This window comes from Planctomycetota bacterium, from assembly GCA_035574235.1.
In the GTDB taxonomy this organism is placed as follows: Bacteria; Planctomycetota; MHYJ01; order MHYJ01; family JACPRB01; genus DATLZA01.
Genome location: DATLZA010000009.1, coordinates 23,562 through 42,172 on the forward strand (window position 1 = coordinate 23,562; position 18,611 = coordinate 42,172).

Consider the following 18,611-nt stretch of genomic DNA (forward strand, 5'->3'; position numbering starts at 1 on the left):
GCCTACCGCACCCGGACCTTCCCGGAGGCCGTGAGGGTCAGGGTGAACTCGTTCTTTCCGCCGTCGCCGGCCGGCGCGCGGTAGTAGCTGACGACCTTTCCGGACCCCTCCGAGGAGAGCACGCGCCCGCTTTCGACTTCGATCTCGGCGCGCATCTTTCCCTCGCACCGCGTCCAGGCTTCCTCCGCCGTCCGATCGCGCTCTTCGGGAGGAGCCTCGAGCGTTCCCGAAAGCTCGGAGGAGACCGTCGCGACGCGGGTTCCGGACCGGTCCTCGATCTTTTCGACCACGGCTTTCTGGCGGAAGGCGTACCGGCCTTTCTTGTTCTTCTCGGAGCGCTCGCCTTTCCACTGGACCTCGAAGGTTTCCCCGGGCCGGACGGAGCCCTCCGGAAAGCGGATGGCCGCCAGAGCGACGAGGTCCATCGCCTCCCCGTTGTGGTCCTGGTTGGGGTCGTCGCTACGGTACTCTCCCCGCGGCGAAAGCGTGAACGTCCGTCCGGCCGCCATGAGGTACCAGAGGAACTGCTTCATCTTGTTTTCCTCGAGGTCGGGCGGCGGGACGCCGCGCTCGAAGTCGATCTGGTAGTCCTCGTCGTCGTAGCGGGCCTCGACGCGGGCTTCGTCGTATTCGAACCGGACGCGATTCCCCTGGACCTTGCGGGACCCCTCGGCCCGGAGGACGAGCTTCTCGAGGCTCAGGAAAGGATGCAGGCTCCGCACGAACGTGACGGCCTGATCCGTCCCTTCGAGCGTGAGCCCGAGCGTCCACTCGACGTACACCTTGTCCTTGGCGTTCCGGGCGCCGTACCGGAGGGAGACCCCCTCCTGCGGAAGGGCCAGGAGCGCGACCAGCAGCATTCTCGTCATACGAAAAGCTCCTTCACGGGTTCGCCCCCGTCCAGGATCCGGATCGGCCGGCCGGCGGGGGTCTGGAATTTCTTTCCGACGTCGATGCCGAGGCGGTCGTAGAGCGTAGCGAAGAAGTCCTGGACGGAGACGGGCCGCTCGACGGGTTCGAGCCCCAGCCGGTCGGTGCGGCCGACGACGCGTCCCCCCGCCAGCCCCCCGCCCGCCACGACCGCCGCGAAGTTGCGCGTCCAGTGATCGCGCCCCTGTCCGGCGTTGACGCGCGGCGTGCGGCCGAACTCGCCGAGGCACAGGACCAGGGTTTCTTCGAGCATTCCGCGCCGGTCGAGGTCCGCCAGCAGCCCCGCCATGCCGGGATCCAGCTGCGCCATGAGCGCCCGCGAGCGCTCGAAGTTGTCCTGGTGGGTGTCCCAGTCCGCCAGCGTCACCTCCACGAAGGGAACTCCGGCCTCGACCAGCCGCCGCGCCATCAGGCACGCGCGTCCGAAGGGACCGTTTCCGTAGAGCGCGCGCGTCTCCTCGGGTTCGCGCGAAAGATCGAACGCCTTCAGATGCGGCGAACGCACCAGCTCGAACGCCCGGGCGTAGGCCGCCTCGTGGGCCCGGAGCCGCGGATCCGGATGAGCCCGCGCGAAGGCCGCGTTCTGAGCCTCCAGGAGGGCGCGCCGGTCCTCCATCCGGAACGTGGACACCCCCGGGGGGAGTTTGAGGTCCTCCAGGGGATTTTCGATCTTTTCGATCTGCAGCGGCGCCGTCTCGGGGGGAAGGTATCCGGAGCCCGTGGGCACATCCTTTCCCAGGAGGATGCAGCCCGGCAATCCTTCGGCCCGCCGGCCGAGCTCCGAGGAGACGAGGCTTCCGACATGCGGATGCTCCAGCGTGGGGTCGGTCCGGTACCCCGTGTGCAGAAGGTAGCGCGCCGTGTCGTGGTTGGGATCCTTCGAGTGCAGGGTGCGGAGGATCGAAAAGCGGTCCGCCAGGGCCGCCAGGCGGGGCAGGTGCTCGGAGATCTGCAGGCCGCGGACGCGGGTTTCGATCGCCTTGAAGGGGCCTCCCGTTTCGGTGCCCGGTTTGGGGTCGAAGGTGTCGATCTGGCTGGGGCCGCCCTGCATCCAGAGGAGGATGACGGCCCTGGCGCGGGCCCGCCCCTGCCCGGCCGCCGCCGCGGGCGCTCCAAACCGGGCCGTCAGCCCCGTCGCCGCCCCCGCGCCGAGCGCGATCCGGACGAAATCCCTCCGCCCGAGGGGGACTCCGCATCCGCAGGTCGTCATGATCCGGCCCTCCGCGATCAGTGGTTGAAGAAAAGCTCCGTGGAGTTCAGAAGCGCCCAGTAGATGTCCTCGTAGGCCTGCGGGCGGCCGTCCCGGCGGCGGATGAAGGCCAGGTAGCGGTCGCGCTCGCGCCCGTCCGGCGGACGGCCGAGCAGCGTCAGGAAGATCTCGACGAGCCGCCCTTCGGGCGTCGATTCGCGCGCGAGGATCTCCGAGAGAGGTCCCGCCTCCGCGCGCACCAGTCCCTGAAGGTCGTGGGCGTTCATGAGCTTGAGGGCCAGGCGGACGCTCCCGGTGTAGGCGGAAGCCTCGGGAGCCGCGCCCGAGGGCGCCAGGAGCGACTGCGCGTAGAGATGCAGGTACATTCGGAAGACTTCGCGGTTCCCGTAGCTGCGGGCGAAGAAGTTGTCGTCCCCGAACGCCTTGAGGTACTGCTGGTAGAACTGTTCGAGGAACCCGTCCAGCCGGAGCGCCCAGGTGAGCGTGTTGAGGAGCTGAACGGGGTTCTGAGGCTTCAGGGGCATCGCCGTATAAGCCTCGGGATCCGGCGGTTCCCCGTCCGGCGCGGCGCAGGAAACCTGGTAGACGCGCGAGCGGAGGATCGTCCGGACGAGAGGTTTCAGGCGCGTCCCCGCCCGCTCGAACTCGCTCACGAGCGCCGCCAGGAGCGCGGGGTGGGACACCCGCGTCCGTTCGGTGTAGCGGTCCACGGGCTCGTAGAATCCGCGTCCCAGGAAATGGGCCCAGACGCGGTTGACGATCGCGCGCGAGAAGGCCGGGCTCTCGGTGACGAAGCGCGCCAGGGCCCCGAGGGGCGCCTCTCCGGGATCCGGCCGGCGGCCGTCGAGGAACGTGGGCTCGACCTCGCCGGGGCCGTCGGGGATTTTCATCCTCATCCCGGGCCGTTCCTCGCGGGAGAGTTTGACGCCGAAGCCTTCGAACGTCGTGCGCGCCTTCGGCTTGAGTCCGCCGAAAAAGGCGGCCAGCCCCCAGAAGTCCTCCTGCGCGATCTTGTCGAACGGATGATCGTGACAGCGGGCGCACTGGATCTGGATTCCGAGAAAGACCCGCGCCGTCCGCGAGGCGATTTCGTGGGGCGGCTCGCCGGGGTCGAGCGCCGCCAGGATGAAATTCGAGGCGGGCTTCTTGACGTTGTCCCCGTGGTCCGAGAGGAGTTGCCGGGCGAACTCGCGGTAGGGAAGATCGCGGGACCAGACCTCCTTGAGGTAGGCGCGGAAGGCGGGGAAGTGGATCTTGAGGGGCAGGGTTTCCTCGAAGCGGTAGTTGAGGAGAATCCGCAGCCACGTGTCCGCGAAGAATTCGGCGGCGTCCGGGTGGGCCAGGAGCGCCTCGACGGCCCGCCCGCGGTCGGGAGCCTTTTCGAACGCGCGCACCTCCTCCGGGCGGGGCGGGCGGCCGAGGACGTCGAGGGTGGCGCGGCGGAAGAATTCATAGTCGTCGGCCGGCGGGGCGGGAACGAGGCCGCGCTCGGCCCAGAAGCGCGCGAAGTGGCGGTCGATGGGGTTCTCCGGGGCATCCTGCGCGCCCGCGGCGGTCAGGATCGCGGCCAGGATTGTCCTCATGGGTCGTTCCTCCTGTCCGGATGTACAGGGCGGGAAGCGGGAACGGTTTCACGATGGCGGGCGGGCGGGGTATACTCTCCCTGCGATGCAGAGGCCGCACGTCGTCCGGATCACGGAGGTCCACCCGCGGCTTCGGAGGATCCACGTGGCGGGCGAGGTGCATCCCGGCGAGCTGGCGGCGCGCGGATACGTCCGGCGCGGGAACGAGTGGGTCCTCGACCTGCGGCGTCCGGACGCGCCCGGCCGGGACGCCGACGGCCTGGCGGCGGAGTTCGAGGCGCTGAGCGCGCTGGGCTACGGCTTCGCGGAGGGGGACGAGTGGTCCCCGGCGGAACTGTTCCGGAAATATCTGGGATCGGCCGGGGGCCGGGGAGGAGCGGCATGGGCGCGGTGAAGATCCAGGTGGGCGGCGGGGGGCTGGTGGCCAAGGTGACGCTGTCCCGTCCGGAGCGCATGAACGCGTTCGACCGGGAGATGCTGCGGGAGCTGGGGGATCTGGTGCGGGGCGTAGGGGATTCGGAGAAGCTGCGGGTGCTCGTCGTGACGGGCGAGGGGAAGGCCTTCTCGGCCGGGGCGGATCTCCAGGCGGCCAAGGCGAGCGATTCGACGTCCAACTATCTGGGAGGGCTGGCCAAGGCGCTCCACGTGGTTCTCGAGACGCTGGCGCAGGCGCCGGCGCTGATCGTGACGCTGGTGAACGGTCCGGCGGTGGGCGGAGGGTTCGCGCTCGCGCTGGCGGGGGACGTGCGGCTGGCGCTTCCCGAGGCGCGCTTCCGGCTGGGGTACGGCCGCGTGGGGCTGACGCTGGACGGGGGGCTCTCCTGGTCGCTTCCGCGTCTGGTGGGAATGGCTCAGGCTCAGAGGCTGGTCTTCGAGGATCCGGACGTGGATGCGGATGAAGCGCAGGCGCTGGGGCTGGTCCATCGAGTGGTGGCCGCGTCGGAAGTGTCGCCGGTGATCGAGGAGCTGGTGGCGAAGGCGAAGCTTCAGAGCCGCTCCTCGATCCAGCGGAACCGCCAGCTTCTCCTGGAGAGCGCCGGGCGTTCGCTGGCGGCCAGCTACGAGGCCGAGGCGGTCGCGATGAAGGCGAGCGCGGGGATGCAGGACGGGAGGGAAGGGATTCAGGCGTTCGTGGAGAAACGTCCCCCCCGATTTTCTTCATGAAGAACGCCGGCCTGAAGGAAGTCCTCGACGGACTGGACCTGCAGACCGACCTGTGGTGGCTGGCGATGGTCCTTTCGGGCCTGGTGGCCAGTTTTCTGGCGGCCTTCGCCTTCCCCGAGTCGGGAACCTTCTGGGCTTACCTTTCGGCCGGCGCGCGCCTGTCGCTGGCGCTGTGTCTGGCGGAGCAGCCCTGGGGGGGCGTCTTCCGCCGGTTCCTGGCGCTGGGGGGGGCGGCGGGGGCGTTCTCGATCTTCGCCGACCACCTGCTCGTCCACTGGAAGGCCGGAGGGCAGCGCGTGTATCCGGAGGGCGAGGCGCTCGTCCTGAGCTCGCCGCTGTTCATCCCGATCCTCTGGACCTGCACGGTGGTGGAGTTCGGGTACGCGATCGTGCGCCTCTATGGGCTGGCGGCGCGAAGACTGTCCGGCGAGGCGAGCCTGGGAACGACGATGGTTGCGGGAGGGTTCCTGGCGGCCGCCTGGACGGTGTGTACGGAATTCTGGGCCGTGAAGGCGGGGTGGTGGAAGTACCGGCCCGGCTACGCGATCCTCGGGGAAGGCTGCGCGCTCTACGTGGTCATGGCGTTCTTTTTCATCTTCTTCGGCTTTCTGCCCCTCTTCGCGCGGTACGTGTCCAGTCCGCGCCGGCCTCTTGAGGCGGCCATCCGTTACGGGGCGCTCCTGGGGGGGCTGATCTTCGCGAGCTTCCTGGCGGCGCACTATCTCGTGGAGCGGAGTTTCTGACGGCGTCCCGTCACCGGCCCATGAATTCGACGACGAGCCTCATGTCGAAGGGGGACGTCAGATCCGCCGCGCCGGGGAGGCTCACCACGCGCCCGCGCCGGCCGGGCTCCTCAACGGCCAGCCAGGCCGGGACCGGCCGGTCCTTGGCGCGCGCCGCGTCGGCGAGAATCGGGCCGCGGCTGCGGTTCCGGGGCGCCTGCTCGATGACGTCTCCCGGCTCGACCGGGTAAGAGGGGACGGTGACCTTGCGTCCGTTGACCCGAAGGTGGCCGTGGACGACCCGTTGCCGGGCCTGGGCGCGGGTAAGGGCGAAACCCAGCCGGTAGACCACGTTGTCGAGACGCCGCTCCAGGAGGCGCAGGAGATTGACGCCCGTGTCGCCGGGCTCGCGCACGGCCTGCCGGTAGTATCGCCGGAACGGGCGGTCGAGCACGCCATAGGTCCACTTGACGCGCTGGACTTCCCGCAGGTGCACGCCGTAGGCGGTCAGGCGGCGGGGTCGGTGCATGGGTCCGGGGGGACGCTCGAGGTCGCCCTTGGTGGACTCGTCCCGGAATTTAAGGCCGAGGGGCATTCCGGCGCGGCGGCTCAGGCGAAGCTTGGGTCCGGTGTAGCGGGCCATCGAGGGTTCCCTCAACGCCGAGTCGGGAGAAGGGAGGCGTGTTACGGAAAGGGGCGCGCGAAGCGGCCGCCGGGCGGCCCGGCGTCGCGGAGCCCCGGGGAACCTTCTTTCCGGGGCTTGCCTTTCCACGGGGGCGTGTCTGTATATTGCTCCTTCGTGGACCGACGCAAAACCTTGATCGGCTTCGTCTCGGGCCTGCCGGACGCGGTCGTCTGGGGCGTCCTCCTGGCGGCCGCGGCCGCGGCGGTCGGCGCGCTTTTCCTGGTGCGCCGCAATCGGCGTCCTTCGTTCGCCCGGGACTTCCTGCTCATCCTGGGGCTTTCCCTGCCGATTCCGGCCGCCGCCCTGGCGATCGTGCATTTCCTGCCTCCCGACTCGCCCTGGCGGATGCGCGCCCAGCATGTGCTCACGTTCGCCGTGGCGGCGCTGGGGACGTACGCCGCGGCGCGCCTGGCGGTGACGGCGGTCCGCTGGGGGGCGGAGTATTCGGACGTGGTGCGCGCCTCGCGCACGACGTTCGAGCGTTTCGCCCAGTTCGTCGTCCTGGTCGTGGGGGCGCTCGTTCTTCTGGACGCCCTTCGGGTTCCGATCACGCCGCTTCTGACGACGCTCGGCGTGGGGACCCTCGCGGTGGCTCTCGCGCTCCAGGATACGCTGGCGAACTTCTTCTCGGGCCTCTACCTGGCGGCGGACCGGCCGATCCGCGAGGGGGACTACGTGCGCCTGGATTCGGGCGAGGAGGGGTACATCCTCTCCGTGGGCTGGCGCTCGACGCGGATGCGGACGATCGCCGGGAACGTGGCGGTGGTGCCCAACGCGAAGCTCGCGCGGGCGTCGATCACCAATTTCGACATGCCCGCGCGGGCCGTGCAGACGACGATCCGGGTGCCGGTGGCGTACGGCCAGGACACGCGCCGGGTGGCGCGGGTGCTGGCCGAAACCGTGGCGGGGGCGGTGGGCCAGGTGCCCGGCCTTCTGGCGACGCCGGCGCCCGCGGTTCTTTTCGCCCCCGGCTTCGGCGACCTGGCGCTCGAGTTCAGCGTGCAGTGCCACGTGGCCGGGGTCGAGGCGCGCGCCAAGGTGGAGGAGGAGCTCCGGCACCGGATCGCGGAGCGGTTCCGGGCGGAGGAGATTTCGTTCCTGCGGGCGGCGCGCCTGTAGCGGCGCGCAAAGCTCGACGGGAGCCCGCCGGCGTATCTATAGTGTCTCGAGCGAAAGGAGGCCACCCATGACCGCGTCTTCCGACCTTCGGATTTCCCGCCGCCGGCTGCTGGGCTGGACCGCTGCGGGCGCGCTCGGGCTGGGCGCGGGCCGCCCGCTCGGGGCCCTCTCCCGGCTTCAGGCGCGCCGCATTCCCGTGGGGGTGCAGCTTTATTCCGTGCGGGCCGACTGCGCCAAGGACTTCGACGCCGCGCTGGCGAAGGTCGCGGAGATCGGCTTCGAGGGGGTCGAGTTCGCCGGCTATTACAAGTACTCGAAGGATCCCGAGGGCCTGCGCAAGAAGCTCGACCAGCTCGGTCTGAAGGTCGCCGGAACCCACATCGGGGCGGGGGCGCTCGTGGGGGACGCGCTCAAGCAGACCGTCGCCTTCCACAAGACGATCGGCTGCCGCTTTCTCATCTGTCCGGGGGACCGCCGGTTCACGGATCCGGAAAAGAGCAAGGAGTTCGCCGAGCTCATGAACCGGGCGGCGGAGGCGCTCCGCGAGGAGGGGATGTTCTGCGGGTACCACAATCACGTCGACGAGTTCACCAAGAAGGACGGGGACAAAAACTACTGGGATCTCTTCGCGGAGCGGACCTCCAAGGAGGTGCTGCTCCAGCTCGACGTGGGCCACGCCCGCTTTGCGGGGCTCGATCCGGCGGAAGTGGCGCGCAAGCATCCCGGACGCACGAAGAGCACCCACATGAAGGGGCGGCTCCCGCGGGGCGCGGAGGGAAAAAAGCCCTTCATCGGCCAGGACACGATCGACTGGAAGGCCCTCATCACGGCCTGCTATGAGGTGGCCGGCACGGAGTGGTTCGTGGTCGAGCAGGAGGACTATCCGGACGGCCTGAGCCCCATGGAATGCACCCGGATTTCCTTCGAGGGGCTCAAGAAGATCCTCGCGGAAATGGGCAAGTAGCCTACGGCCGGTCGAGGGCTTCGAGGGCCGCACGCCGGAGCGCCTCGAAACGGTCGGGATCCGTGTTCCCGAAGTCGAACCGTCCGGCGTCGTCGGCGCCGGCCTGGCGGTACGAGGCCGCCAAGCCCAGAGGCGCGGCGAGCCCGCGGCGGATTTCTTCGCGGGTCCAGCCGCGCTTCGCCATGAGAAGCCGCAGGATTTCGGCGTCCTGCTGGCCGCGCCGGAGGAGCTTCAGGCGCAGGGTGGGGTAGGGGCGCGGGTCCAGGCCGGCGCGGGGGGGAAGCAGAAGCGCCGTCTCGGAGGGTTCGCTCCAGGCTTCCGGCGTTCCGAGGGCCAGCCACGGGACGACGCCGTCGGCTCCGTCGAGGAAGGATTGCAGGACCCAGGCGCGTCCCGATCCGGGCGGCGTCGGGGGGGCCGCGACGGCGCCGTAGACCCACACCTCTTCTCCCGGAATTCCGAAGACGAAGTGCGGGTAGCGGACGTAAGCGCCGCTGACGACGTCGAGATCCACGACGCCGTCGAGCAGGTCGCGGCGCCACTGGGGGCGGGAGAGGTCGATGCGGAAGCGCAGGCGGGCGCCGGCCGCCTCGCGGGCGCCTTCCTTGAAGATGCGGCCGAAGTAGCGCAGGGCCAGGAAATCCTCGAGGTACATCGGTTCGTCCAGGCACCACCAGGCGCCTTCCTTCTCGCCGCGGTTGTAGCGGATGTAGTTCTTGTTGTTGAGGTAGAGGTGATAGTCCGTGCGGGTCCAGCCCCGCGCGGCCAGATGGCGGCCGAAGGCGGCGGTGACCGATTTCAGCGTGCGCGCGTAGGATTCGGGGAAGGCCTGTTCGATGGGCGGCGCGTCCCTCCAGTGGTCTTCGATGGGCCCGCGGTAGGCGTAGAACTCGTTGATCGGCAGCGGCCACTGCTCGTGGAGGGGCAGATAGAAGTGGTCGACGGGAGTGCCGGCGCGCGGAAGTCCCTGGAAGGCGCTGCCGTCCAGGAGCGGCCCGAAGCGCGCGTCCCAGGCGTCCCAGGAGACGATCTCGACGTCGGCGCCGCGGCGGCGGATCTCCGGGGCCATGCCGTGGACGATGCTTCCGCGGTGCGTGTAGGGCAGGACCGAGAGGGTCGCGCGATGTTCGTGGGCCAGGCGGTGGGCGGCGCGTTCCATGGCCAGGAAGTCGCCGCCGGGGCCGGCCCACTCGCCGGGCGACCGGTAGGCGTTGAGCGACACGCGGAAGGAGAGGGCGTCGGGGAGGCGGGACGCATGGACGCGGAGGGAGACGGGGATATCGACCTGGGCACGGCCGGTGGAAAGGCGCAAGGGGTGGCGGAATTCGCCGGCCGGAGCGTCTTTGGGGACGTACCTCTCGGCGTGGAGGAGAACCTTGCCGGAGGCGGTTCCGGCGGCGGGGACCAGGGGATCGTAGCCGGTTCCGACGGGAAGGACCTGCGCGACGGACCAGCCTTCGCCGGCGGCGCTGACGGTGCGGGTCTGGCCGGCGGGGACTTCGACGGCGATCAGAAAGCCGACGTGTTCGCCGCGGGCGGCGGCGAGCGACACGGCGCGGCCGTCCCAGAGGCGTCCGGCGGCGGGCGCGTCGGGGGAGCCGTGGTCTTCGTAGAGGATTTTCCAGGAACATCCGTCCGCAAGGCGCGCGGGGGGCGGCGGGGCGGGCTTGGGCGCGGGACGCAGGAACTCGGCCGTCCGGTCGGCGATCTGTTTCTCCTGGGGGCGCGGCAGGTCCGAATAAAGCCTGGCGCCGGACGGGGGCGGGGCGCCGGGGCGGGCGCGGAGGATACGGATATACGGGGCCTTGCCGGATTGTTCGCGCGCGTAGATGTCGTTATTGGCGCCGCTTTGGCCGCTTTCGTCGGAGAGGACCAGGCCGAAGGACTTCCCTTCGACCCTGGCGTGGAGGAGGGCGGGCGGGAGATCGACGGAGATCCAACCGTCCGGTTCGGATCGGATTTCGCGGACGAACCAGATGGAGCCTCCGCGGCCGAAGGAGACGGCGTGGAAGTCGAGGTCCGGCGGCGCCCAGGGACGCTCTCCGCGGGCGGCTTCGCGGAAGCAGGTTTCGCCCGCCCGGGCGGGCTCGCCGGCGCCGCGTCCTTCGGTCCAGGGGGAGGACACGGTAGAGAGGCCCAGGCGGCGGAGCTTGTGGGGGCCGGTCGGGTGGAGGAAGAGGCGGGCTTCCTCGACGGTGCGCCCGCGAAGGGGCGTCACGTCGAAGTCCAGGAGCATGAGGTGGAGGATTCCCTTCAGGCGGATGGAGGCCCGCGCGCCGCCGTTGACGAGCTCCTCACCCTCCCCCAGACAGAGAGCGGTATCGGCGGTGCAGGTGAGGCGCTCGCCGTCGGCGGGCCGGGTCAGGAGGGGCAGCAGGAGGATGAAAGCGCGCATGGGGCGGGATCTCCGTGCGATTCGATCCCGCCCGAAATGATACGCTCTTGGAGGATTTCCGAGGACTCGACTCTTACATTTCCGATCCGAAGCCGAGGGCGTTGCAGGACGCCCGGCGGACTTCGCTTCAGGGACCGGCAGCGGCGCGGATCGTGGCGGCGTAGAGGGCGGTGTTCGTCGTCACGAACAGGGTACGGCCGTCCGGTCCTCCGAACGTGAGGTTGGTGCCGCTTTCCCTGCCGGGCAGGGGGAGACGGCCGACGGCCTTTCCCTCCGGGGAGTAGACATGAATCGCCGGACCTGCGGTGAAGAAGACGCGGCCGTCCCCCGCGACGGCGATGCCGTCGGGACCGGGGACGGGCGCCCAGGGGGCGCTCTTTCCGGCGGCCACGTCCACGGAACCGTCCGGGCGGAGGGGGAAGCGATAGACGCCGGACCGGGCTCGATTCTTGTAGTTCGAGATCCCCACGTAGAGAAATCGTCCGTCGGCGGACAGGGCGACGCCGTTCGGGTTGGCCAGATCCCGGTCGTTCGCTCCGTCGAACTGGACCCGGACCGTCCGGGAGCCGGGGTCCGCCAGGGACAGGCGCCCGTGTTCCGGGTCCTTCAGCGTCGTGAAGTAGATCGCTCCGCGGCGGTCGACGGCAAGATCGTTGAGCGAAAGCGGACGCCCGTCCGCCGCCCGATCGGCGAGAACCGCCGGCGTCTCTCCCGGTCTCCAGGAGGCGAGTTTGCCTTCGAAGAGGCCGTAGAATCTCCCGTCGGGCCCGGTCTTTCCGCGGACGGCGTCTTCCCAGACGACCTCGGCCGTGAAACGGGGGGGATTGAGCTTCCAGAGTTTGCGCTGTTCGAGATCGGTCACGAGAAGGCACTGTTCCGCGGGCAGCCACGCGGGGGTATCAAGTTTGGAGAAGCCTTCCCGGAGGCGTTCGAATGTTACGTCCTGATTTTTTGAGGATGTTCCGGCGGAAGGAGACTCGGGGGACGCGGAGGTCTCCCGGAGGCGGCCCGACCGGCGGACCGGATCCAGGCTGGGCTGATAGCGTTCGATCGAGCGCGGACCGAGCACCGTTTGACGGATTTCTCCGACATAGGAGGGCACAGGAATTTTGTCCGCGGTCGTCGGCCAGTTTTCCGGAGCGAGGACGGAGCCGTCCGTCAGGGAAATGCGGACCCTGCGTCCCGGGGACCGCGCGCCGCGGGGCGGTTTCAGGGTCAGCTCCAGGATCGTATAGTCCGGACTCACGCGGCAGAGGGCGTACGCGGGGCGAACGACTTGCTTGTGCTCCAGGCCGTCGTAGGGGGAAAGCCATTCCATCCGGTTGAAGAGCGGCTGAAAGGAAGGCCATTCCTCCGGCGTCGCGATGTCGCGGATGGCCAGGGAGCGGAGGATCTCTCCGTTTTTCCGATAGACCAGGACGCGGTGGCGGAAGTACTCCAGATCGGGCCATTCGGGGGTTCCCATCTTCTCGCGCAGTCCGGCCGGTCCGTGCATGCCGGATTTTTCGGCGGACCAGAGGGTCACGTGATTGAAGAGGGCGAAGGTTTCCCCGTCCGGAGCCACGAAGAGCTGGGCGTACACCTGGCCGCCCTGGACCCCCCGGGCGTCGGATACGAGGACCTGGCCGGTCTGGGTATCTTTCCACACGAAGCGCCAGCGGTTGGGGCCGTGAATTCCTGCGTACACCACCGGTTCGGCGGTGACGACGAACCGGCCGTTCATGGACTGGGCGCCGTCGATGAAGCAGGGAGGTTCGTATCCGGCGGAAGGAGAAACGGCCACCGCCCAGGGCAGGAACAGAACGGCCGGGAGCACGCGGGCGAAGGTCATGGGTCGATCCTCGAGGACGGGACGCTTTCCGCCCCGAGCCTTATATGCCGGCGGGAAGGATTTCTGACGCGTGCCGGCGGTCACCGAGCCGTCGGACGGACGTCCCATCCGTCGACGGTGAATTCTCCGGCCACGCCGCATTCGAAGCGGAGGGGCTGTTCGAGTCCCGCAGGGCGGTCCTCTTGGGGGTTGGCGTACCGGTCGCTGTCGGAGACGTTGACGAGGACGTTGTTGCGGACGACGGCACGGTAGCTTTCCGCGTTGCGAAAGAGCGGCCGGGGCTGCCCTTCGCATTCGATGCGGTTGTCCCGCAGGACGATCGTGGAGAAGTCGGTTCTCGGATTGAAGCCGAAGAGGCCCTCGGTGCGGGGCGTCGCCGTGGTTCGGGTCCGGATGTGGTTGTTGCGGATCTCGAGGCGGTCGTACGGTTCGTTCATCCAGACGACGCCGCGGCCCGGGTTGCGCACGAGGTTGTTATGGAAGCGGGCGGGACCGGGGGCGGGCGCGTTGCCGAAGGCCGAGATGAGGTTGCCGTGGTCCTTCTGGGGATCGAAGTCGAAGAAATTGTGGCTGATTTCGACGCCGTTGCGGACGAATTCGATCGAGTAGCTGTCGCGCATCCAGTTGTGGTGGATGTGGAACGTCCGGCCGCTGGGGGGCACGGGGCCTCCGGCGTGCTTGGGGATCGAGATCGTGCCGGCGCATACGTTGTGGTCGATTTCGACGTCCGCGTCGTTCTCGAAGGGGAACTCGATCGAGAAGTTCACGAGGATCGTGTTGTGATGGATGCGGACCCGCTGGCCGAGGCGGCCTTTGATGCCGAAAAAAGAGTCGGCCGGGTTCGTCTGGGTGCGGACGAAGCGGTTGTTGAAAATCTCGGTGTCGGACGTCCAGACGCAGAAGATGGCTCCGCCGGTGATGCCGCCCTGGGTGCCGGGGCGTCCGCGCTCCCAGCGTCCTCCGGCGTCGATGAATTCGCAGTCGTGGATCCTGGCGTTCTTCAGGAGGAACGTGCGGATGCCCGTCCAGAGGGTGTCCTGGATTTTGAGGTGGTGGAAGCGCGCCTCCGGGTTGTTCCAGCCGAAGATCGCGCCGTGGACGCGCGGTCCCCGGAGGGTCATGTGGGAAATCTCGACCCGGGCGGCTTTGTCCGGAAGACGCAGCAGGTACGCCTGGGTATCCATCCCCTTGGTGGTCATTTCCGGGTCGGGAAGACGGTCCGTCGAGGGCGTCCAGGAGGGGGCGGGCGTCAGCACCGTGCGGTCGATCCCGGCGCCCGTGAGGGTCAGGCCCGATTTGAGGTCCAGAGGCCCTTCGAGCTCGTAGGTGCCCGGAGCCAGGCGGATGAGGGCGCCTTCGGGGGCGTTTCGGACGGCTGTCACGAGGTCCCGGACGGAAGCGACCTCCTGAACGGGGCGCGGGGGATCCGCCTGCGGGATCGGGCTTCCCAGGAGCCAGGCGAAAAGTAGAGCGCTCATGGATCACCTTCCGGAATGCGGACCGCGGCGTTCGACAAGGGACGCCGCGGGGCGATTATAACGGCGCCCCTCGCCGTCAGTCGAGGGTCTTGGAAGGATCCTTGGCGGGCCGCAGGCGGACGCCGAGGCCCAGGCAGCGGGGACAGAGGTCCGGCGCCTGCGGGCCGGAGGCGGTGGGACACCGGCACGGTTCGGCCGTGAAGACGCGCGAAAGGGGGACGCCGCGGAATCCGCCCCGCCGCTTGGAGAAAGCGCCCCCGCATTCCGGGCAGGTCGTCCATCCGTTCCGGCGGCAGTCGGGGCAGTTCTTGCGCAGCGTGCCGTTTCCCTGATAGCCGTCGATGGAGCAGGTGCGGCACTTCGTCGTGACGTCCGCGTCGCCGACCGCCCCGCTCGGGCGGACGCGGCCGTTGACGCAGTGGGGGCACGGAACGGAAACCCATCCGCGGCCCCGGCAGCTCCGGCACGGAATGCGCCCGTTCCGGCATTCGTCGGCATAGCATCGGGCCTCCCGCCAGGGGGAGCCGCGGCAGGAGGGACACAGGATCGATCCCGAGCGGGAGCAGGTTTCGCAGGTCACGTCCCGAAAGATCTTCAGTCCCTCGCAGTTGCGGCACTTGACGGTGACGTCGGCGTTTCCGACGGCTCCCGAGGCGCGCACGCGGCCGCGCCCCTCGCAGACGGGGCAGTTCCGATCCCGCCGTCCTTTTCCCGAGCAATCGGGACAGGTCCGCCTCCCGCCGGTGCAGTCGGTGCAATAGACCGCCTCTTTGAGGCTTTCGGCAAGGGCCCGCACGTGCTCCCGGGCGGAAGGGGGACCGCCCTGGGGGGAAGCCTCGAGCAGGGCGCGGTACGCGGCCTCGTAACCGGTTCCTTCGGAAAACGCCCGGTGGAGCCGGACGAGGAGGGCGGCGTAACGGACGGCGAAAGAGGACGACCTGAGCGCGGCGGCTTCATCCTGGAGGGAGACATGCTCGGGCCGGTTCCAGTTTCGCACCCAACAGAGAGCTTCCGAAGACGGCCCGGGAGCAGGGCGGGGGCTTTCCATGGGAAGCGGGGCATCCGACTCCGACCGTTCGCGCGGGAAAAGGGAGCGCGGGAGGGGGCGGACGTCCGGGACCTCGGCGAGGGGGGCGGGTGCGGTTTCCTCCGATCCGCGGAAGGAAGGGGCCTCCACGAGAGGTGCCGGCGCCGGCGGCGGGGCGGACGTCGAGGAATCAGGAGGGAAAGAGCGGGGGGTGACTTTCAGGACCGGCCGGGGAGCTTCGGGAGGGATCGACGCGTCCTGTCGCGAAGAAAGCAGGATCAGCAGGACCCCGACGATCCCCGAAACGATCGACGCCGCGGCGAAAACGGGTCGCCTCCACCCCGGCCGCGCCGGGGCCTCCGGGCGCCTTGGGGAGGGCGGACGCCGCAGGGGCGCCGGCGCCACGGAAGGGTGAGGTTCGACCCGTTCCGGCTCCTTGCAGACGACCGTTCGGAACTCGACGGAGCCGATCCTGAAGAGGTCCCCTTCCCGAAGCAGGTGCTGTTCGACCCGGCGGCCGTTCACGGCGATCAGGCGCTGGCCCGTCAGGTCGCGCAGAACGTATCCTTCCGGAGCGCGCCGGATGACGGCGTGGCGAGGGGCGGCGTCCTTCACCCGGATCGTGGCGTCCGGGGCGCTTCCGATCGTGACGGCTCCGTCGAGGGGTTCTCCTTCCTCCCCCTGAGGGCCGATCCAAACCAAGCCGAGTTTGTTCATGGGGCGGACGCCCGAAGGGTGTCTCACTCGACGATGAGGAACCCCGGGCGACCCGCGGTGCGCCCCCCGTCCGGCGCGACGCCGACCGGGAAAAGAGCGTGCAAACCCCGCTCGAGGCGGATGCCTTCGATCTGCCAGGGCGGTCCGTGGGCCGTTCCGAGCAGGCGGTGTCCGTCGCGGAACTCCACCGCGGTGTACGTCCCCTTGACCTCGGCGGCGAAGCGCAGAGGGGTGCCGGCCGGGACCTGTCCGCCGTATCCCATGCCGCAGTCGGGCCCATGTCCTCGGCTGCGGTATTCGACGACGGGAGAGGTCAGGCGCAGGTCGGGCCGGGCGGAATGGTAGGAGCGCCACATCCAGGCGGCGTATTCATCCGGGAGCCAGACCGGCTGGATCATGCCGGAGGCCTCGCGGACGGGCGCGATGGGATTCCACGAGCCGACGGGGTTGTAATCGCCCGCCCAGCCGTTCTCCCGGACGACCGGCCGGAGGCGGACGGGCTGTCCCGGCGGCGGAAGCTCGTCCGGCAGCCTCAGGGCGATGCAGCGGTCGAGGAACCCCATGAAGAAGTTGAATTTCGAATAGATTCCGTGGGGAAAACCGTACGTGTTGGCCCGGCACGAGAGGTCGGGCGGCGGCGTGGGCCGGTTTTCCACCTGGGCGCGGCGCGCGTCCCCTTCCTCGCGACGGGTCTTCTCCTCGGCGGGCGTGAACTCCCACGCGTAGGCGAACGGCACGTTCCGCGTCAGCTCGGGAACCTGGGCCAGTCGATTGGGAAAGGAATCCGTCCACGCGATCACGCGGTCCGGCGCCCGCCGGTAGAGATCGTGGCCGAGATGACTTCCGTTCTGGCCCAGCCAGCCCACCAGAGGAGCGGTCGCGAGCTCGGGGTGGCGGGTGTCCCGGGCGGCGTGGACGAGATACCGCAGGAGCAGGTCCATGCTGCCCACGGGATGGCCGAGGGTGTGCCGGCCGTTGCGCTTGTCGTTGTGTCCCAGGTCGTATTCGAAGGGCCAGGGGACGGTGACGAGCGCGAACCGCCAGAGACGGGCGAGCTCGCGCGGATCGGCGCTGTGGAAGACGAAGCATACGAAGACGCCCCGCACCGCGGGAACGTCGGGCGGCAGATAAAGGTGAATCCGGTCCGCGATCTTCCGGAATTCCGCCCAGGACGTGCGGTCGTCGAGTTTCTGTACGGGCAGCCAGCCGGGGGGGAAGTCCCGTCCGTCGGGAGGCGGGTCGGCCTGGAGCGCGATCAGAAGGACCGCCAGAACGCCCGGAAGAGTCATCCTTACGCCCTCAAGTCGTAGCAGGAAAGATGTCCCGTCACGGTGCGGAAGAAAAGGCAGCCGTCCGCATAAGGGACTTCCATGTACACTTCGTAGCCCGTGGCGGCCGATTCGGCCGGTTTCCAGGGGGAGCCCAGCTTCCGGAAGTCGGCCGGATCCGCCCGGAACATCTCGATCTCATCCTCATCGTGATGCACGGCGTCTTTCCAGTGGAGGAGCCGGTCCTCGACCACGGAGAGGAGCGATCCTTCCCAGGGATTTTCTTCCACGTGGAGGACCTCGCCGGTCTTCTCCTCCACGACGGCCAGATGTCGTCCGTCCGCTCCGTCCAACCCGTCATGGCGGGCATAAAGATAAACCCGCCCGTCCCGGACGGCCGTGCAGCGGTGGGCCGCGCAGTCCATCCAGTTGGCCAGGAGCAGCTCGGAGCGATCCGGCAGCGTCCAGGCCGGTTCGGCGCGGGAGGGGGTCACGCGAAAGGCGGCCAGGCGGGCGAACGTCCGGCCCAGCCGATCCTTCATCGCGGAATCCACGTAGGCGAAGACGTGTTCCGCCGAACAGACCAGGGAGGCGTAATTGGGAGCCAGTCCCTGGACGGTCCAGAGGACCTTTCCGTCGCGCGGGGAGATGAGGTGCATCGCGCCGCCGAGGGTGGCGGTCAGGAGGCAGGAACGTCCCTCCGTCTGGAAAAGGGCGGGCGTGGCGTAGGGGGAGTTGACGCCGGGACGTTCCCAGAGCCGGCGTCCGGTGTCCGGATCGATGCCGAGGAGTCCCATCGCCCGGGGGTCGTCGAAGGCCGGAGCCACCAGAACTCCGTCCGCCGCGATCAGGGAGGAATTCCATCCCCAGGAACCGGGAAGGTTTTTGGACTCCAGGCAGCGGCGCTTGCGCTCCTCGGCGGCCCGGTGCGCCTTTCCGATGTCCGTTTCCCAAAGTTTCCGGCCGTCCGCGGCGTCATACGCGTACAGGCGACCGGTCGTTCCGAGGGCGAAGACGCGCCCGGCGAACCACACGGGAGCCACGCCGAAGCCGAGGCGCTTGCCCATGTAGCGGTTGACCCCTTTGCGTTCCTCCACGGCCTTCCACACGGTCCGGCCGGTTCGACGGTCCACGGCCAGAACGAGGTCGTCCGCCTCCAGGCGCAGCTCCTGCTGGAGCTTCCGAAGTTCCTCGTCCCGGAGCGGGGTTTTCATGTTCTTGAGATGGGGCAGGTTTTCGGCCCACACGGAGCCTGAAGGCCGGAAGGAGGAGGAAAAGATCCGTTGATCCGCAACGATGGGACCGGAGCAGGAGCCGGGATGCGCGGGGCGTTTGAAGAGCACCGCGACATAGCCGGAGGCCGAGCCTTTTCCGTACCCCAGGTCGTTGTCTTCGCTCAGCCACAGGCGGCGGGCGCGGCGGAGGTCCTCCACCAGGCGATGGCCCCATCGCCGGGGGGTGAAGTTGCCGAAAGGGCCGTGGGCCATCGGCCACTCGGGCGAAGCGGCGGGGGCGTCC

Annotated in this window: 15 protein-coding genes; 5 read left to right on the top strand and 10 right to left on the bottom strand. The window is 69.1% G+C overall.

The window, feature by feature from the left end:
- Positions 1 to 2: 2 nt before the first annotated feature.
- From VNO22_00605 to VNO22_00615, 3 genes are read right to left on the bottom strand one after another with little or no spacing between them, the layout of a single operon-like run.
- Positions 3 to 869 carry a hypothetical protein gene (locus VNO22_00605; protein HXG59848.1) on the bottom strand — a complete coding sequence of 289 codons (867 nt, stop codon included), beginning with the start codon at positions 867 to 869 and terminating at the stop codon, positions 3 to 5.
- Entirely contained in the window at positions 866 to 2,140 is a 1,275-nt protein-coding gene (locus tag VNO22_00610; GenBank protein ID HXG59849.1) for a DUF1501 domain-containing protein, read from the bottom strand. The genes VNO22_00605 and VNO22_00610 overlap by 4 nt, the downstream gene beginning before the upstream one ends.
- A 17-nt stretch (positions 2,141 to 2,157) precedes the next feature.
- Complete coding sequence (locus tag VNO22_00615) at positions 2,158 to 3,723, bottom strand: DUF1549 domain-containing protein (GenBank protein ID HXG59850.1); 1,566 nt, start codon at positions 3,721 to 3,723, stop codon at positions 2,158 to 2,160.
- A gap of 85 nt (positions 3,724 to 3,808) precedes the next feature.
- On the opposite strand from VNO22_00615, the gene VNO22_00620 reads away from it, so the two are divergent.
- From VNO22_00620 to VNO22_00630, 3 genes are read left to right on the top strand one after another with little or no spacing between them, the layout of a single operon-like run.
- On the top strand, positions 3,809 to 4,117 hold the full coding sequence (locus VNO22_00620; protein HXG59851.1) for a hypothetical protein: 309 nt from the start codon (positions 3,809 to 3,811) through the stop codon (positions 4,115 to 4,117).
- Positions 4,105 to 4,887, top strand: coding sequence for an enoyl-CoA hydratase/isomerase family protein (locus VNO22_00625; GenBank protein HXG59852.1), 783 nt, complete (start codon positions 4,105 to 4,107; stop codon positions 4,885 to 4,887). The genes VNO22_00620 and VNO22_00625 overlap by 13 nt, the downstream gene beginning before the upstream one ends.
- Positions 4,884 to 5,630: a hypothetical protein gene (locus VNO22_00630; protein HXG59853.1), complete on the top strand. Its 747-nt coding sequence runs from the start codon at positions 4,884 to 4,886 to the stop codon at positions 5,628 to 5,630. The genes VNO22_00625 and VNO22_00630 overlap by 4 nt, the downstream gene beginning before the upstream one ends.
- Before the next feature lie 10 nt (positions 5,631 to 5,640).
- On the opposite strand, the gene rpsD is transcribed toward VNO22_00630, so the two are convergent.
- Positions 5,641 to 6,252, bottom strand: a complete 612-nt coding sequence (rpsD, locus tag VNO22_00635; protein ID HXG59854.1) for a 30S ribosomal protein S4 — start codon at positions 6,250 to 6,252, stop codon at positions 5,641 to 5,643.
- A gap of 156 nt (positions 6,253 to 6,408) precedes the next feature.
- Between rpsD and VNO22_00640 the strand changes: the two genes are divergently transcribed.
- The gene (locus VNO22_00640; protein HXG59855.1) at positions 6,409 to 7,413 is read left to right on the top strand and encodes a mechanosensitive ion channel domain-containing protein; all 1,005 of its coding nucleotides are present in this window, start codon (positions 6,409 to 6,411) and stop codon (positions 7,411 to 7,413) included.
- A 67-nt stretch (positions 7,414 to 7,480) separates the two neighbouring features.
- Entirely contained in the window at positions 7,481 to 8,377 is an 897-nt protein-coding gene (locus VNO22_00645) for a sugar phosphate isomerase/epimerase (protein ID HXG59856.1), read from the top strand.
- A 1-nt stretch (position 8,378) separates the two neighbouring features.
- Here the strand turns inward: VNO22_00645 and VNO22_00650 are convergent, their stop codons facing one another.
- From VNO22_00650 to VNO22_00675, 6 genes are all read right to left on the bottom strand, one after another.
- A complete protein-coding gene (locus VNO22_00650) occupies positions 8,379 to 10,772 on the bottom strand; it encodes a hypothetical protein (GenBank protein ID HXG59857.1) in 2,394 nt (797 codons plus the stop codon).
- 127 nt (positions 10,773 to 10,899) lie between these two features.
- Complete coding sequence (locus VNO22_00655) at positions 10,900 to 12,603, bottom strand: SMP-30/gluconolactonase/LRE family protein (GenBank protein ID HXG59858.1); 1,704 nt, start codon at positions 12,601 to 12,603, stop codon at positions 10,900 to 10,902.
- Between the two features lie 80 nt (positions 12,604 to 12,683).
- Complete coding sequence (locus VNO22_00660) at positions 12,684 to 14,081, bottom strand: hypothetical protein (GenBank protein ID HXG59859.1); 1,398 nt, start codon at positions 14,079 to 14,081, stop codon at positions 12,684 to 12,686.
- Between the two features lie 76 nt (positions 14,082 to 14,157).
- The gene (locus VNO22_00665; protein HXG59860.1) at positions 14,158 to 15,825 is read right to left on the bottom strand and encodes an FHA domain-containing protein; all 1,668 of its coding nucleotides are present in this window, start codon (positions 15,823 to 15,825) and stop codon (positions 14,158 to 14,160) included.
- Between the two features lie 23 nt (positions 15,826 to 15,848).
- Positions 15,849 to 17,114 carry a hypothetical protein gene (locus tag VNO22_00670; GenBank protein ID HXG59861.1) on the bottom strand — a complete coding sequence of 422 codons (1,266 nt, stop codon included), beginning with the start codon at positions 17,112 to 17,114 and terminating at the stop codon, positions 15,849 to 15,851.
- 2 nt (positions 17,115 to 17,116) lie between these two features.
- Positions 17,117 to 18,611 (bottom strand): PQQ-binding-like beta-propeller repeat protein (locus VNO22_00675; GenBank protein ID HXG59862.1); only part of this gene is annotated, 1,495 nt, incomplete at its 5' end.

Excerpts from the sequence above, each read along its gene's own strand:
- VNO22_00630 (HXG59853.1), top strand. The coding sequence starts at position 4,884 with ATGAAGAACGCCGGCCTGAAGGAAGTCCTCGACGGACTGGACCTGCAG.
- VNO22_00605 (HXG59848.1), bottom strand. The coding sequence starts at position 869 with ATGACGAGAATGCTGCTGGTCGCGCTCCTGGCCCTTCCGCAGGAGGGG.
- VNO22_00670 (HXG59861.1), bottom strand. The coding sequence starts at position 17,114 with ATGACTCTTCCGGGCGTTCTGGCGGTCCTTCTGATCGCGCTCCAGGCC.
- VNO22_00620 (HXG59851.1), top strand. The coding sequence starts at position 3,809 with ATGCAGAGGCCGCACGTCGTCCGGATCACGGAGGTCCACCCGCGGCTT.
- VNO22_00610 (HXG59849.1), bottom strand. The coding sequence starts at position 2,140 with ATGACGACCTGCGGATGCGGAGTCCCCCTCGGGCGGAGGGATTTCGTC.
- VNO22_00645 (HXG59856.1), top strand. The coding sequence starts at position 7,481 with ATGACCGCGTCTTCCGACCTTCGGATTTCCCGCCGCCGGCTGCTGGGC.
- VNO22_00655 (HXG59858.1), bottom strand. The coding sequence starts at position 12,603 with ATGACCTTCGCCCGCGTGCTCCCGGCCGTTCTGTTCCTGCCCTGGGCG.
- VNO22_00615 (HXG59850.1), bottom strand. The coding sequence starts at position 3,723 with ATGAGGACAATCCTGGCCGCGATCCTGACCGCCGCGGGCGCGCAGGAT.
- VNO22_00660 (HXG59859.1), bottom strand. The coding sequence starts at position 14,081 with ATGAGCGCTCTACTTTTCGCCTGGCTCCTGGGAAGCCCGATCCCGCAG.
- VNO22_00650 (HXG59857.1), bottom strand. The coding sequence starts at position 10,772 with ATGCGCGCTTTCATCCTCCTGCTGCCCCTCCTGACCCGGCCCGCCGAC.
- rpsD (HXG59854.1), bottom strand. The coding sequence starts at position 6,252 with ATGGCCCGCTACACCGGACCCAAGCTTCGCCTGAGCCGCCGCGCCGGA.
- VNO22_00625 (HXG59852.1), top strand. The coding sequence starts at position 4,105 with ATGGGCGCGGTGAAGATCCAGGTGGGCGGCGGGGGGCTGGTGGCCAAG.
- VNO22_00665 (HXG59860.1), bottom strand. The coding sequence starts at position 15,825 with ATGAACAAACTCGGCTTGGTTTGGATCGGCCCTCAGGGGGAGGAAGGA.